The organism is Desulfuromonas sp., from assembly GCF_002868845.1.
In the GTDB taxonomy this organism is placed as follows: Bacteria; Desulfobacterota; Desulfuromonadia; order Desulfuromonadales; family BM501; genus BM501.
The window spans coordinates 21,233-36,288 of the sequence record NZ_PKUB01000033.1; the positions used below are offsets into that span (position 1 = coordinate 21,233).

12 protein-coding genes and 1 pseudogene are annotated in these 15,056 nt (G+C 61.7%); 9 read left to right on the forward strand and 4 right to left on the reverse strand.

Annotated features, from left to right (window positions below; all coding sequences use genetic code 11):
* Positions 1-93: 93 nt before the first annotated feature.
* From C0617_RS10065 to C0617_RS10075, 3 genes are all read left to right on the forward strand, one after another.
* Entirely contained in the window at positions 94-1,068 is a 975-nt protein-coding gene (locus tag C0617_RS10065) for a queuosine salvage family protein (protein ID WP_291316896.1), read from the forward strand.
* Positions 1,069-1,267: 199 nt separating this feature from the next.
* On the forward strand, positions 1,268-1,540 hold the full coding sequence (locus tag C0617_RS10070) for a hypothetical protein (RefSeq protein WP_291316897.1): 273 nt from the start codon (positions 1,268-1,270) through the stop codon (positions 1,538-1,540).
* A 2-nt stretch (positions 1,541-1,542) separates the two neighbouring features.
* Positions 1,543-1,680 (forward strand): hypothetical protein, encoded by a 138-nt coding sequence (locus C0617_RS10075; protein ID WP_291316898.1) that lies wholly within the window; start codon positions 1,543-1,545, stop codon positions 1,678-1,680.
* Between the two features lie 134 nt (positions 1,681-1,814).
* Here the strand turns inward: C0617_RS10075 and C0617_RS10080 are convergent, their stop codons facing one another.
* Entirely contained in the window at positions 1,815-2,177 is a 363-nt protein-coding gene (locus C0617_RS10080; protein ID WP_291316899.1) for a PilZ domain-containing protein, read from the reverse strand.
* A 314-nt stretch (positions 2,178-2,491) separates the two neighbouring features.
* Between C0617_RS10080 and C0617_RS10085 the strand changes: the two are divergent.
* The 6 genes and pseudogenes from C0617_RS10085 (at position 2,492) to C0617_RS10110 (ending at position 5,782) form a co-directional block, all read left to right on the forward strand.
* Positions 2,492-3,229: pseudogene (locus tag C0617_RS10085) on the forward strand (TrmJ/YjtD family RNA methyltransferase).
* A gap of 100 nt (positions 3,230-3,329) precedes the next feature.
* Entirely contained in the window at positions 3,330-3,587 is a 258-nt protein-coding gene (locus tag C0617_RS10090) for an AtpZ/AtpI family protein (protein ID WP_291316900.1), read from the forward strand.
* Entirely contained in the window at positions 3,571-3,960 is a 390-nt protein-coding gene (locus C0617_RS10095; RefSeq protein ID WP_291316901.1) for an ATP synthase subunit I, read from the forward strand. The genes C0617_RS10090 and C0617_RS10095 overlap by 17 nt, the downstream gene beginning before the upstream one ends.
* Positions 3,957-4,652 (forward strand): F0F1 ATP synthase subunit A, encoded by a 696-nt coding sequence (gene atpB, locus C0617_RS10100; protein WP_291316902.1) that lies wholly within the window; start codon positions 3,957-3,959, stop codon positions 4,650-4,652. Before C0617_RS10095 ends, atpB begins: the two co-directional genes overlap by 4 nt.
* 71 nt (positions 4,653-4,723) lie before the next feature.
* Positions 4,724-4,990, forward strand: coding sequence for an ATP synthase F0 subunit C (gene atpE / locus C0617_RS10105; protein WP_291316903.1), 267 nt, complete (start codon positions 4,724-4,726; stop codon positions 4,988-4,990).
* Between the two features lie 117 nt (positions 4,991-5,107).
* Positions 5,108-5,782, forward strand: a complete 675-nt coding sequence (locus C0617_RS10110; protein WP_291316904.1) for a tetratricopeptide repeat protein — start codon at positions 5,108-5,110, stop codon at positions 5,780-5,782.
* A 666-nt stretch (positions 5,783-6,448) separates the two neighbouring features.
* Here C0617_RS10110 and C0617_RS10115 read toward each other — a convergent pair.
* Genes C0617_RS10115 through C0617_RS10125 form a run of 3 tightly spaced genes read right to left on the reverse strand, consistent with a single transcriptional unit; the run spans position 6,449 to position 14,530 of the window.
* A complete protein-coding gene (locus C0617_RS10115; RefSeq protein ID WP_291316905.1) occupies positions 6,449-10,966 on the reverse strand; it encodes a PAS domain S-box protein in 4,518 nt (1,505 codons plus the stop codon).
* Positions 10,947-13,226 (reverse strand): ATP-binding protein, encoded by a 2,280-nt coding sequence (locus C0617_RS10120; RefSeq protein ID WP_291316906.1) that lies wholly within the window; start codon positions 13,224-13,226, stop codon positions 10,947-10,949. Before C0617_RS10120 ends, C0617_RS10115 begins: the two co-directional genes overlap by 20 nt.
* Positions 13,223-14,530, reverse strand: a complete 1,308-nt coding sequence (locus tag C0617_RS10125; RefSeq protein WP_291316907.1) for an extracellular solute-binding protein — start codon at positions 14,528-14,530, stop codon at positions 13,223-13,225. Before C0617_RS10125 ends, C0617_RS10120 begins: the two co-directional genes overlap by 4 nt.
* Between the last annotated feature and the right edge of the window lie 526 nt (positions 14,531-15,056).

The following is a 15,056-nucleotide window of genomic DNA, read 5'->3' on the forward strand; positions in this document are numbered from 1 at the left end:
CGGCGCCCCCCCCCGCCTGCCGCCCTGCAAATCCCTCCCGACCGGCTACACTTGTAGTCGGACATCGACCTCCGAACCGGGAAGGCGGAGACCATGAGCACACCCGAAGAGTCCATCCTTGACCGGCTGCGCCGCTCCTGCCGCGAGATCGCCGGGACGGCCTCCTTCGTGCGCATCGACGAGGAGCGCATCCCGGCCTACGCCGCCTCCCTGCCCGCCGAACAGCTACGGCACCTGCAGATGGACCCGGCCTGCCACCTGCTGGGGCGGGGGGAGGCGACGGCCGCCTTTTTCCTGACCCTCGGCGCGGTCAACTTCGGCTCCGGCACCTTCGCCGAGCTCGGGATCCCCCCCCTTCAGTCGGGCTACCGGCGCATCGCCTCCGCTCTCAAGGACGCCTTCGAAGAGGGCGGAGCGCTCTCCGCGGCAGACCTTTCGGCGGTCGACGCCTCCTCCTGCCTCGAGCTCTTCGGCCTCGACCCGGACCAGCCCGCCGCCCTGGAGCTGGCCGCCCGGTATTCCCGGTCTCTCAACCAGCTCGGGGACTGGCTCCTGGGCCGTTTCGGCGGCACATTCTCGGCCCCGATGGCGGCGGCCCGGGGCTCGGCGCCCCACCTTGTGACCCTCCTGGCGGAAATCCCTTCCTTCCGGGACGCGACCCGCTACCGGAATCTGGAGATCCCCTTCCTGAAACGGGCCCAGCTCGCCGTCACCGACCTGTACATCGCCTTCGGGGGAAGAGGCCTGGGGCGTTTCGTCGATATCGACCGGCTCACGATCTGCGCCGACAACCTCGTCCCCCACGTGCTGCGCCTCGACGGCATCCTCGAATACCGGGAGGACCTCTCCCGCAGGATCGAGGCGGGCGACCCCCTGCCGGAAGGGAGCGCCGAGGAGGTTGAGATCCGCGCCTGCGCGGTCCATGCCGCCGAACTGATCGTTGCCGAGCTGCGCCGCCGCGACCAGGCGGTCAACGCCCTGCGCCTGGACAACCTTCTCTGGCACCGGGGCCAGCAACCTCGCTACCGCCTCCGGCCCCGCCACCGGACCAGAACCATTTTCTACTGAACATTCCCAGCGAACAGGCAAGATCAAAGCAAAGGTGCTCTCCCGCAGGGGAAAGGGGCTTGACATGGCACCCTAAGTCTCTATATATTCCATATATCTAAAATCGAAGATGTAAGAACATTCATTATCTCCAGGCCCCGACGGTTCAAAAGAAGGGGCTGCAGAGAGTGCCGCCTCAAAAAAACCCTGAGCAACGGTTATGGCAAAAGACACCAAGAAGGCCCTGGCCCTCATGCAGGAAGCCAGGAAGCTCCTTTTTCAGCAACTGCACGCCCCGGGATCCCCGAGCAAAGAACTGATAAAGGGGGTTGACAAGCTGGGGCTGGCGTTCGAGTTCGCGGAGAACCCCGAAAACCCGCTGTCCATGTGCCCGGCCTGCGGCAGCTTCGCGGTCACGGAAACCGGGGGAATCGCCCGGTGCGCCGGATGCAGCAGCAGCTGGACAAAACCAGAAGAACAGAAGGCGGTCTGAACATGTCGAGGAAGAACATTAACGACTCCATGAAATTGCTCGAAAGGGCTTATTTGCTCCTGAAGGACAGAGACAACCCGAACCTGCAGACCTCGGCGGGGCTGCTCCTCAAGTCCATCAACTGGCTCAAGCAAGCCTAGGCTTTTTACGGCGCTCCGGGCAGTTTCCGCCCCGACAATAGAATAGAAAAAGGCCACGGACCTTTCGGTCCGTGGCCTTTCGCATTCCCGGTGCAGCGCCTTTCGGCGACCGGCGCCCCCGAAGAGAATAGCGCCTAACCCTTCTCCCCGCCGGAGAGCCGCGCCGCCCAGTCGGCGTACGAATCCTCGCCCAGCCCCTCGAACTCGATGAACTCCACACCGATCCCCTTGGGCTTGGTCCATCGCTGAACCCTGCGCACCAAGCCCCGGGCATGGACCACTGACGACTTGCCCCCGGTGCCGTCGACCTGGAGCTTGAGACGCACGATGTGCCCCTTGGGCACCAGGTGGTCGGTGGCGATGAACATCCCCCCGAGGCTGCAGTTCTCGGCCACCGCCTCGAGATACTGGCGGGTCTCCTTGTCGCTCTTCTCGACGGCCAGGGCCACGTGGACGTTGGTCGCAATGCGCGGAAAACGGCGCTTCTCATCGGTCATCAGGCTTCCTCCATAGATACAGCTCGGCACAAGGGACGGCCCCCCTGGACCATACCCCGCTTCATTCTATTCGACTCAAACTGAAAATAGTTTACCACGATTTCTCTAAGCAAAATACAGGCCAAATCGGTTTCGCCCTATTCGGCCGGAACCGGCCGGGGGGGGAATTTTCATTGCCCGGGGAGAACCTTTGGCTGTACTCTCGGGAGAGCCTCGCCTACTGAAGGATAAAAGAGGGCGGAAAAACGAATTTTCACCGCCAGCAAACGGGACGGCCCGCGCCCCCCCAACCGTCAGCACTGACCGAGGATGCAATGAGTGACCCCTGCCTGAAGAGCATTGCCGTTGTCCTCGTCGAACCACAGCAGCCCGGAAACATCGGCATGGCCTGCCGGGCCATGGCCAACTTCGGCGCCACGGACCTGCGCCTGGTCAACCCCTGCCCGCACCTGCACGCCGAGGCCCGCAAGTTCGCCGTCGCCGCCCACCCCCTGCTCGAGTCGGCCAGGCTCTACCCCGACCTGCCCTCGGCGGTGGCCGACCTGCCGGTGGCAGTTGCCGCCACCCGGCGCTCCGGACGGTTGCGCGCCGCCCCGATGGACGTCACGGCGGTCCCCGGCCTGCACAGGGCGGCCCCCAGGATGTGACTGGTCTTCGGCCGGGAGGACGCGGGCCTGACCAGCGAGGAAGTGGCCGCCTGCTCCCACGCCGCCTCCATCCGCACCAGCCCCGACTGCCCCTCCCTGAACCTGGCCCAGGCGGTGCTGACGTTCCTCTACGAACTGGCCCGGCCGGCCGCAGAGGCGACCCCCGCCGCCCCGGCCGAGCGCCCGCCCCTTGGCGAGATGGAGCAGATGTTCCGCCAGATGGAGCAGGTCCTCGAGCGCATCGCCCTGCTCAACCCGGCCCGCCCGGGCCAGGGAACCTACCCCCTGCGCCGCCTCATCCACAGGGCCTCCCCCGACCGGGAGGAGGTGGCCCTGCTGCGCTCCATGTGGAACCAGCTCGCCTGGAGCATCAACGACTGGCGAGGCCGGAAACGGGGCCAATGAAGCAGGCCGAAGAGCCAAAAACCGGTTGACATCCCGCCTTACACATGCTATTTAATGCAGGTTTTTCAGCCTTAACCTGTATACCGTATACAATTTACTCATGGCCGACGATAAGCGCCAACTCTTCAGGTCGCTGGGCTTTTTGTCCAGCGTCGGAACCTCCATGGTGGCCGCGACCCTTATCGGCCTGGCCATGGGGTACTATCTGGACAAGTGGTTGGGAACATCGCCCTGGTTGACCCTGGTCTTCCTCGGGTTCGGCATCGTTTCCGGGTTCCGCAACATCTACATCCTGACCAACCGGGAAATGAAGCGGCAGCAGGAAGAAAACAGCGAAGACGTTGACGGATCAGGGTGAGCAACTGCTGGGGGAGATCGCCCGGCGCAACTGGATCATCCTGGCCCTTCTGGTCCTGGCGAGCCTGCCCTGGAGGGCGGCGCCCGTCAGCCTGGGAGTGTTCGGCGGAGGCCTGCTGGCCATAGTCGGTTACCGCTGGATGCAGCGCTCTCTCACCCAGGCGCTCGCCGCTCCCTCGCCGGCGTCGGCCAAGGGGTTCCAGGTCAGCTACTTCATACGACTCGGCACTCTCGGCGCCGCCCTGTTTCTCCTCATCACCCGGGGCGGGGTGAGCCCCATCGCACTGGCCGTAGGGCTCGCGGTTGTACCACTCAATATCTTTTGGACGACCATAAAGCGAACGACAAAACGCGGAGGCGGTAGCAAACCATGACTCATCCATTTCTTATTCTCGAGTGGCTGGCACACAAACTCCACCTCGATGCGCTGATCACCAACCCGGAAAGCCTTAAAGCGGTCATCTACACCTGGTTGGTCATGGCGATCATCATCCCCATCGCCTTCCTCGCGGCGCGTGCTCCCAAGATCGCCCCCGCGGGCATGCAGAACTTCATGGAAATCGTCGTCGGCGGCGTCGAGAACCTCATCGACGAAACGATGGGACCCAAGGGCAAGGCCTACTTCCCCCTCATCGCCACCTTCGCCCTGTTCATCCTGGTGTCCAACCTCATCGGTCTCATCCCGGGCCTCTACCCGCCGACCGCCAACCTCAACACCAACGTCGCGCTGGCGCTGACCGTCTTCGCCATGACCCACATCGTCGGGATCAAAGAGCACGGCGTCAAATACCTCAAGCACTTCATGGGACCGATCCTGGCGCTGGCTCCGCTGATCTTCATCATCGAGATCATCGGCCACCTGGCCCGGCCCCTCTCCCTGTCGCTGCGTCTTTTCGGCAACATGTTCGGCCACGAGATCGTCCTCATGATCTTCCTGCTGCTGGTCCCTTTCCTGCTGCCGGTCCCCATGATGCTCATGGGGGTGCTGATCGCCTTCATCCAGACCTTCGTCTTTTCCCTGCTGGCCATGATCTACATCGCCGGCGCCATCGAAGAGGCTCACTAATACCGCTGAATTGTTCAGCTTGTTAGGTCCTATACTATTTAGGAAAAAACCCGTAGAAAAGGAGTAGAACAATGGAATTTTTTGCTTGGTGTATGGTTGCTGCCGGTATCGGCATGGGTCTCGGTTCCCTCGGAACCGGCATCGGCCAGGGTATGGCCATCCGCAGCGCTTGTGAAGGCGTTGCCCGCAATCCCGGCGCAAGCGGCAAGATCCTGACCACCATGATGATCGGTCTGGCGATGATCGAGTCCCTCGCCATCTACGTCTTCGTTGTGGCCATGATCATCCTCTTCGCCAACCCCTTCGCTGACAAGATCTTCGAAATGGTCGCTCACTAGGACCTGTCAGTTGCCCGACAAAAAAGCGCATCTCCAACAGGGGATGCGCTTTTTTTATATCCGCTGAATGTCTGGGACTATGCTATGATGTTGCCACTTTTGAAAGGGGAAAACGTCATGTCCGGTACAACTTCTGATTACGTGAAAATGGCCGCCGAGGTCGACCGCCTCGACGAGGAGGGACGCCGCGACGAGGCCGTCAGCCTGGCGAGGGAGGTGGCGGAACAAGCCAGAAACGCCGACGACGAAGGCTTCGCCCTCTTCTTCTCCGGGGAGTCCCTGTGCCTGGAGGGAAACCTCGAAGGAGGGGAGACCCTGATAAGGCAGGCCGCCGCGGCTCTGCCGGGGGAGACCCTGGTGCTGGTCAACCACGCCATCGTCCTCTCCCTGCTCGGCAAAACGCGCCGGGCGGTGCAGATCCTGAACCGGTCCCTGGAGCTGAAGCCGGACGACCTGGTCGCCCTCGGGCAGAAAGGGGTCTGCCTGGCCAAGCTCGGCTACGGCCGGGAGTCGCTTGAGGCCTTCGACCGGATTCTCGCCCTCGACCCGGACAACCTCCACGCCCTGCGCAACCGGGGGGTAGCCCTCTCCCGCCTCGGCCGCGAAAAGGAGGCCATGGCCTGCTTCGACAAGGCCCTCGCCGCAGACCCCGCCGACCCCCACGCCCAGTCGGAGAAGAAGATCCTCGAGGAGGAGATGCGCCTCAAGGGAACCCCGCTGGGGTGGATGGTGATCTGGGCCAGGAAAAAAGTCGCGCCTGCTTTTAAGCGTGCGGCGAACCCCCTCGGCTAGAGCCTTTTTTCTGCCAAGTCAGGAGACTTGCCTGCTCCCCTGTCATTGCGGGGACAGCAGGAAGTCAAACCCGATCCCCGCAGACCCATAACTTTTGAAAAAAAGCGAAAGACAACGGGCAGCCAACTTGGCTGCCCGTTTTTTATTGAAAAGTGGCATGGCAAGACGTGACCACAACCACCCCGTGACTTGACAAAAAACTTGGTAGGACCTGATTTCATACCAAGCCGAAATAGGGATGAACACCATGCCGAAAACCAAAATTACCGTGTCCATCGACCAAAGCACCTTGGGCGAAGTCGATCAACNGTCGATCAACTCGTTGCCCTTCGTACCTTTCCCAGCCACACCCGCATCATCGAAGAGGCTCTTCAAGAAAAGTTGTCGCGCATGTATCGAAACCTCCTGGCACGCGAATGCGCCAAGCTCGATCACGGGTTTGAAAAAGCGATGGCTGAAGAGGGTTTGGGACAGGAGCTTCTCGAATGACCCGAATGAGGTGGTGGGGTGGTGGGCAGGGGCGGCTTATTTCAAGCATAGAGAGCTTTTTGAACGGCGCGAAGCGATTGCTACTTGCCAAACCAAAACCTCGCCCACTCACTTAAAGGAAATCCCTTTGGTGTCGGAGCGGATTGCTTTCGCCCCGACACCATCGAAAACTCGGGTTTATGGATTGGAAATCACTTTTCCCAGGGGAATGGTAACCCTGACTTTTGTCCCCTGCCCCGGTTCGCTCTCCACCCGGATCTCCCCCCCGTGGGCCTCGACGATGCTTTTGGCGATGGACATTCCCAGGCCGAGCCCTCCGGCGGCGGTGTCCGAGGCGTCGACCCGGTAGAACTTGTCGAAAACCCGTTCAAGCTGCTCCGGGGTCATGCCGATCCCCTCGTCCGCGACGACGATGAGAAAAGAGTCCCCTGTCACCTGCCCGGTCACTCTGATGGTGCCGTTCTGTTGCGAGAACTTGACCGCATTGCCCAGAAGATTATCCATCACCTGTTCGATTTTTCCAGCATCGACCCAGAGTTCGACCGCCCCTTCGGGAAGACTCACCTCGAAGGGGTACCCGTCCTTTTCCTGCCGATATTGTGAAACGATCTTGTCAAGCAGCTGGACGATATCGCAGGGCGATCTTTGCAGGGAGATCCTCTGGCCCGACTGAATTCGGCTCAAGTCGAGCAGGTCGGAGATAATCGCCTCGAGCCTCTGCCCCTTTGCATGGATAGCGTCCAGGAACTCCTTCTGCAGGGCCGGATCGGTGATCCCGTACTCCTCCTGGTTGAGCAATACCTCGGAGTACCCCAGCACCGAGGTCAGGGGGGTGCGCAGTTCGTGAGCGGCGGTGGAGATGAACTCGTTCTTCATGCGGTCGAGCTCTCTTTCCCGGGTTACGTCGCGCAGCAGGGTGATGGTGCCGGTGGTTTTTCCCTCCCTGTTCTGGACTGCTGCGGTGTGGGGCTGAATCGTCCGGGTCTTCGCCGAGGTCTGGTCGGTGAGTTCCCACTCAAGGACGGGCGGATGGCCCCCCCCTTCCAGAACCGCCGCGACCTGCGCGCCGAACCCCTCGCCGGGCAGCAGGGTATCGACGGGCCGGGAAAAGGCTTCTCCGAGGGTCATCCCCAGTTGTTTTTCCGCCGCCCGGTTCATCAGGGCCACCCGTCCGCTCAAGTCGGCCACAACCAGGCCGTCGGCCACCGACTTGAGAATGGCGTCGATCTTCTCCCGGGCCTCCTCGGCTTCGGCCAAGACGGCCTTGAGCGCCCCCTCGGCCTCCTTGCGGTCGGTGATGTCGCGGATTGACTCGATGGCGCCGACGATATGCCCCTGCTGGTCGAGGAGGGGCGCGGCGATCCCCCAGAGATAGCCGCCCCGCCCTTCGTAAAGGGACGGGAGGGGGGTTTCGGCGATCAGGGTGTCTCCCCGTCTTTTCACAAAGTCGTAATTTGCCTCGAACTCCGGGTTCTGGCTGCCGACCAGGTCGATCAGAATCGGCCGGCGCGTCCCGTAAAAAGGAAGGGCGTAGGCGTAATCCCCCTGGCCGAGGACCTCATTTTTGCCGACCCCGGTCATCTTCTCCATGGCCCGGTTCCAGGCCGCCACCTTCTTCTCCCCGTCGATGACGAAGGTGGCGTCGGGAAGGAATTCGATAATGTCCTCGAGGCGCCGATGAGCGGACAGAAGGGCCTCCTCGGCCTGCTTGCGATCGGTGACATCCTGGGTCAGGGCCACAAAGTAGGAGACCTGTCCCTGCTCGTCGGTCACCGGCGCCATGGTGGTGTGGCCCCAGCGGATGGTGCCGTCCTTGCACAGATAGCGCTTCTCGTAGTCGAGGCCCCCTCGCTGGCCGATCGAAACCTCGTGGTAGAGGGCGACGGTCCTGGGGCGATCGTCGGGATGGGTCACATCCTTGACGTTGAGCCGGCAGAACTCCTCTTCGCTATAGCCGAAAAACCTGCAGCAGGCCGGGTTGACCTGCTGAACGTCCCCGCTCGGCGACAGGATCGCCATGGGGGTGGTGGTAGAAACAAAAATAGAACGGAAGCGCTCCTCGCTCTCCCGCAGGGCTTCTTGAGCACACTTTCGTTCAATGGTTTCACCCAGGTTTCGGGCCAGGGTGTCGAGCAGTTGGCGCTCCTCCTGAAGGAAGGGCCCCTCGTCCAGTGTCGGGCGCTCTTCCAGATAATAGACTTTCAGCGTGCCGCGGCATTGGCCCTGGACGACGATCTCTGCACTCTGCATCCACGGCGTCGCATCGAAGGGCGAGGAGACGTACTCACGATCGTCAAAACGCAACTGGGCCCGGGTAATCTCGGGATAGTGCCAGCTCGGAGGGATGAGGGTCACGGCCTCGCGAAAGAGCGTCTCCAGCGGCTCGTCCCTGCGCAGCAGCTGACTCATCCCGTAGAGACCGCGGAACTCCTTGATGCGCTCGCCCATATCGTGCAGGAGCCGCTCCCGCTCTTGTTCGGCCCGCTGCCGGATCAGGGCGCTGCCGAAGATCTCGCCGACCGTCCGGTGCAGAGTCAGATCCTGTTCGCTCCAGTTTTTTTCTTCTCGCACCGTTTCGAGGGTCAGAACGCCGACCACCTCGGCGGCGAAGTAAATCGGTACGCAAAGAACCGACTTGATCCCCTGGGCCTGCCAGCGGGCCTTTTCCTTCGCCGCCGCCGGCGGCAGGTCCGCCACTCGAGGCACATGAACGAACTGCCGATTCCTTATCCTGGCTGTTCCCCAAGGCACCTTCCCTACGTCAGTCCCCTGACGATGATTCCTCATGGCGGGAATCCCGGGGGCACACCAGGCATGGGTTTCGCTCCAGGCAGAGTCATCTGACGAGGACTCGATGACACAGCAGCGATCCACCCCGACGAACGCGCCAAGTTTCCGCAGGGCGAAGTCGATGCCCGCACCGGCTTCGGCAGGGGGCAGCTCGACGAAGCGTGTGGAGACCTCGGCGATCAGGGACTCGAAAGCCTCACGGTAGCGCAGCGCCTCCTCGGCCTCCTTGCGCTCGGTGATGTCCATGTGGGTTCCGACCAGGCGGGTCGGCCTGCCTGCGGCGTCAAACGCCACCGCTTCCCCGCGGGATAGAACATGCACAGACCGACCGTCCCTGGCGACCATGCGGAACTCCATGTGGAAGTTCTCCCCCTTCTCAACCAGCACCCGGGCCCTGGCCACGGTCCCCTCCCTGTCATCGGGGTGCAGCAGACGGGCAAAGGTCTTGAAGGACGGGGGGAACTCCGCCGGGGCGTAGCCGAGCATGGTGAAGTAGCGGGGGCTGAAGTAAACCTCGTCCGTGGCCAGGCTCCAGTCCCAGACCCCCTCGTTGGAGACCTGCAGCGCCAGGGAGAGGCGCTCCTCGCTCTGCTGCAGCGCCTCTTTGGCCTCCTTGCGCTCGGTCACGTCGGTGATAAATCCTTCCAGGGCCAACAGTTCCCCGCCCTGCCCGAAGACCCCCCGTCCCCGCTCCCAGACCCAACGCTCTTCTTCACCGGCAGTACGGATACGGTACTCCAGTTCGAAGGGCTGCTCTTCCTTCACCGACGACTGGACATACTGCCAGAGCCATTCCCGGTCATCAGGATGGATGAGGTCGTTGTAGGACCGTCCTGTGCTTTCAAGCAGATCTTCGGGCGCATACCCCGTCAGGGCGCGGCAGCCCTCGCTGACGAACTCCATGGTCCAGTCCCGGTCGTTGCGGCAGCGGTAGACCATGCCGGGCAGGTTGGCCATCAGGATGGCGCGCCGCCTTTCGCTCTCGCTCACAGCCTCCTCGGCCTGCTTGCGCCTTGAGATGTTCTGGACCAGGGCAACGTAATAGTCAAGCCGGCCAGCGGTATCGAAGACCGGGGCGACGGAAGCATGTCCCCAGACCAGGGTTCCGTCCTTGCGCAGGTAACGTTTTTCATAGACGATGTCGGAGCGCTCCCCGGCCTGCAGGCCCAGGTAGAGCTGATGGGTCGCCTCGCGGTCATCCGGATGGGTGACTGCCTCGACGGTTCTGCCGATCATTTCGTCCCTGGCATATCCCAGGTAATCGCACTGGGCCTGGTTCACCTCCAGAAACCGGCCATCCGGCGCGATGATGGCCATTCCGGCGGCAGAGGCCTTGAAGAAGGAACGGAAGAGTTTTTCGCTCTCCTCCAGGGCCTGTTGCGTTTTCAGCCGCTCGGCAATTTCCGCCTCCAGTTCGGCGTTGGCCTTAGCCAGTTCCGCCGTGCGCTCCTCCACCCGGAACTCCAGGGTCTCATTGGCCTCCTGGAGTTTGTCGGTAAGCTGGCGAATGCGCAACTGCACCCCGATTCGGGCCAGAACCTCTTCGGGCTGAAACGGCTTGCTGATGTAATCGACGCCGCCGGCCTCGAAGCCCTTGACCTTGTCGACCGTTTCGTCCAGAGCGCTGATGAAGATCACGGGGATCTCGCGGCTGCGCTCCTCGGCCTTGAGGCGACGGCAGACCTCGAAGCCGTCCATCTGCGGCATCTTCACATCGAGCAGGATCAGGTGCGGCGCCTTGGCCGCCACCGACCTCAAGGCCAGGCGACCGCTCGAAGCGGCACGGACCGCATACCCCTGCTCCGCGAGAATCTCCGTGAGCAGCTGCAGGTTGGCCGGCGTATCGTCGACGATCAGTATTTCGCCGCGCCCCGTCTTCAGCTTTTCATGATCCAATATTGTCACTCTCACCCTCCAGCAGTTCCAGCAGGCGGTCAAAATCGAGTTTTCTGGCGATTTCCTTCAGGGCGCCGCCGAGGGGCGGGTCCAGTGCGGATATTTGCTCGATCACTGTCAGGGTTTTCTCCATGCTCAGCTCAATGACGACCTCATGCAGCTCACGACGCAGCGGCTCCGGCAGGTCTTTAAGCCGCTCCGGACTCAGTTCCTGGGGATCCCCTTCCTCAGAGGCGTCTGCATAGCGATACCGCAGACCGAGATGCCTGGCCATGACCGCGAAAAGCTCCTCCTCCCGAAAGGGCTTGCGCACAAAATCGTCGAACCCTGCGGCGAGGATCGCTGCCCTTTCCTCCTCCAGCGCATGGGCCGTCAGGGCGGCTATGACCGTCGATTGTCCGGCTTCCCCGGCCTTTATCTGTTGCGCCGCCTGCCGGCCGTCCATCACCGGCATGCGGATATCCATCCAGATGAAGTGGGGACGCCAGCGATCAAAAAGCTCGACCGCCTCCTTGCCATTGCATGCCTCTTTGACTTCCATCCCCACCGTCCGCAGGAGTTCGACCAGCAGTCGGCGGCTTTCCGGGTTATCTTCGGCCACCAGGACCCGGGGGATGTCCTGATCTGTCTCCAACCCGACCACCCTGGGCAGGGGAGACTTTTCTTCAGGGCCTGACCCCTCGCCGGCTTCGATGCCGATGTCAAAACGGAAGGTGCTGCCTGCTCCGGGCCGGCTGGCAACGGTGATATCGCCCCCCATCAGCCGCACATAGTCCCGGCTGATGGCCAGCCCCAGACCGGTCCCGCATTGGGCCTGCCTGCCGCTGGCCGTCTGTTCGAAGTACTCGAAGGCCTTGTCCAGCTCATCTGCGGCGATGCCGACGCCCGTATCTTCGACGTCCACCGCCAGGCGCATGGCTTGCGGGACATCCCCTTTGACAGCGGCCCGGACCCTGATGCCCCCCTTTTCGGTGAATTTTACCGCGTTGCCCAGAATATTGATCAAGATCTGGCGCAGTTTGTTTTCATCCGCAACCACGTAATGAGGAAGTTCCTGTACATTGTCCATCCGAAGGTCAACCCCTTTGGCCTCGGTCTGGGCATGAAAGAGGGCTTCAAGATCATGAAAAAGGGACTGGAGATCGAAGAGGACAGGTTTCAGGGTGATCCGTTTAGCCTCGATCCTGGAGAGTTCGAGAACCTCGTTGATCAGGGTCAGCAGATGCTCCCCGCTGCGATTGATGGTTTCGAGGCTTGCCCGCTGTTCGGGAAGGAGCGATGGATCCCGTTGCATCAGCTGCGAATAGCCAAGGATCGCGTTCATCGGGGTGCGCAGTTCGTGGCTCATGTTGGCGACAAACTCGCTCTTCGCCCGGCTGGCGGCTTCGGCTCTCTCTTTGGCCTTGTTCAGGTTCTCGTTGGCCGCAACAAGTTCCGTCGTGCGCTCCTGAACCCTTTGCTCCAGATCCTCGTTGAGCTTTCTGACCTCCTTTTCAGCACGCTTGCGCTCCCTGTTCTCCGCACTCAGGGCGGCAATCTGTCCCTTGATGGCATCGCGCATCGAAGCGAAACTTTCGGCCAGCACGCCCAGCTCATCGCCGCGGCTGGTGTCGATCTCCTGATCCAGGTTGCCTTCGGCCATCGCGGAAGAGGACTCGGTCAATCGGGCGATGGGTCTCAAGAAAAACAGGTGCGCCAAAATGGAAGTGGCGAAAAGCCCGACGATGAGGAAAACGCCGAACATCCCTGCCGAATAGAGGAGCAGCTGCTGCACCTTTTTATCGACGACGGTTCGGGACACGCCGATGTCTATGGTGCCGATATAGGTATCTTCGGTGCCGAAGACCGGCACCAGGGTGTGATAGTGGCCTTCGTCGAGAACCGTAATCCCCTTGCGGCTGAGAACGGCATCGTTCAAGACGGAACCGCCGGGACGGGTGCCCCTTGATGCCAGATCGCTGTGAGCGGCGAAGGTTCCGTCCCCGTCAAGGACGGCAAAATGCGTGACCCCATTCCCTCTGTTGGCTTCAAGGAGCTGCAGGCACTTGATGGACTGGATGCGCAGCATCCATGGGAGGTTGTCGCTGGTTTTCTGCAGGGTCTTGAGGTCGTTGACGATGTCGGTAGCCATGGCTTCGGAGCGAAAGGCGATCGCCTCCAGATAGCCCCGGCGCAGCTCCCGAACCTGAATCAGGGTGCTGACCCCCAGGACGACAAAGATGATGCAGCCGACGGACAGCAGAATTTTCGTGCGCAGCGATGAGGTCATCGTTTCGTCGGCCCCTTCTCCATGATCCCATCGACCTTTTTGACCGCCGCATCGAGGGTCTCTTGTACCTGCGCCCCGAAAAAAATTTCGCTAAAGGCCAGGGACGCCGCCAGGCCCGCCTCGGGGAATTCGGGAATCCCCGTCTGCAGCCTTGAGGGGGTTGCATGATTCAGAGCCCAGGTGGTGCCCACGATCAGTCCCGGAGCCCCCAACCCCTGAAAGGCTTTCGCTTCCCAGGCCGACAGGCGGGCGGGGGCGACCCCCGTACCGAGCAGGTCGATTGTCGCCTTGCTGGTGGCCCATTGGGTAAAGAGCCAGGCGGCCCGCTTCTGACTGGAGGCACTGTTGATTCCCCATGCCCAGGCCCAGAGCGAGGTTTCCCGAGACGCGGGGCCGCGCGGAATGACGGCGACGTCCCAGCGATCCCAGACCGGGGATTTTTCCGGGCTGTCGATCTGATTGAAGAAGTCGGATGCGACGATCATCGAGGCGAGCTTGCCCTCACCAAAGAGCTTGCGCATCTGATAAATGTCCATGGCCTCGCTCTCCGGAGGCGTCCCTGCACCGGTGATCATGTCCCGGTAGACGTCCAGGGCCCTGACCGCTTCGGGAGAGTTGAAAATGGCCCGACCGTTGGCGTCGAGCATCTCCCCCCCGTAGGCCCTGATGCAGGAAATGACCATCCAGGTGTTGCGGCCGGCCCCGATCTTGGCCCGGGTGGCAAAGGCGTAGGTGTCTTGAAGTCCGTCCTTGTCCAGCGCCGCCTGAAGCTTGGCCTTCATGGCGACAATCTCTGCATAACTGTCCGGCACCGAGAGGTTGTAGCGGGCGAAGAGATCTTTGCGGTAGGCAAAGACCCCAGTGGCGCTGGAGTAGGGGATTGCCAGCAGGCTGCCGTCCATAACATGCAGATCTCTGAGGGCCTGGCTGATGTCTTCGACATCAAACCATGCGGCATCGGTCAGGGTGGGATCGTTCAAAGGGCCGGAAAGATCGTCGAGCCAGCCGCTGGCATGGGCTTCGCCGAGATAGGTCACGCCGATGGGAACCACGTCATAGACCCCCGCCCCGGAGGCGAGATCGACGCGTCGCTTGGTGCGCATGTCGGTTTCATCGGCCATCAGGTAACCGACCCGGATCCCGGTCAAGGCCTCGAAAATCGGCAGCAGCGGTTTTAGTGCCGGGAACCCCGCATGAGCGGCGGCCAAAACCGACAGGTTCGCCCCTGCGGCCTGCCGCCAGTCGATGTCGGCCTTCTGCCACGGCGCCAGATCGATGGTTGGCGAAGAAGTCGGCCGATCCACGGATGTTGTTTCGGCGATGGCAGGGACTGTTTCCGGCCCTTTCTGCTCGCAGCCCGTTGCCAGCAAAAAAAACAAAAGAAACACCAATGCCACAACTCGTGTCGCCAGATCAGTTTGCCGCATGCGCGTATTCTCCCGGGAGCGTTCTCCATGAGCTCAGTTGCCGGAGTCGACAATACAAGTAGTGGCAACACTCTCCCCTCCCATGCGATCATACAATTTTTACAGCCGCTAAGAACATTATTTTAATCCGCCAAGCCTCATTTCACATTGGAAACCCCTGAGGGGCCGTGGGTAACGTGAGATGAAGGATTAGAAGGCCCGAGAAAACAACCAACTCCAACCTCTTCCGATTGAACGAACGAAAGCCCTCCCTGTAACCCGGGAGGGCTTTCGCGTTCGGTCGAAAAAAGGGGCGCCGATGCACCGGTCCTGCAGCTTGCTAGGCAAACCCCCGATTCCGGAAGAGGCGCATGAAGAGCACCCCAGCCACGGACAGGCAGAGACCGACGCTAAAGAAGAGGTA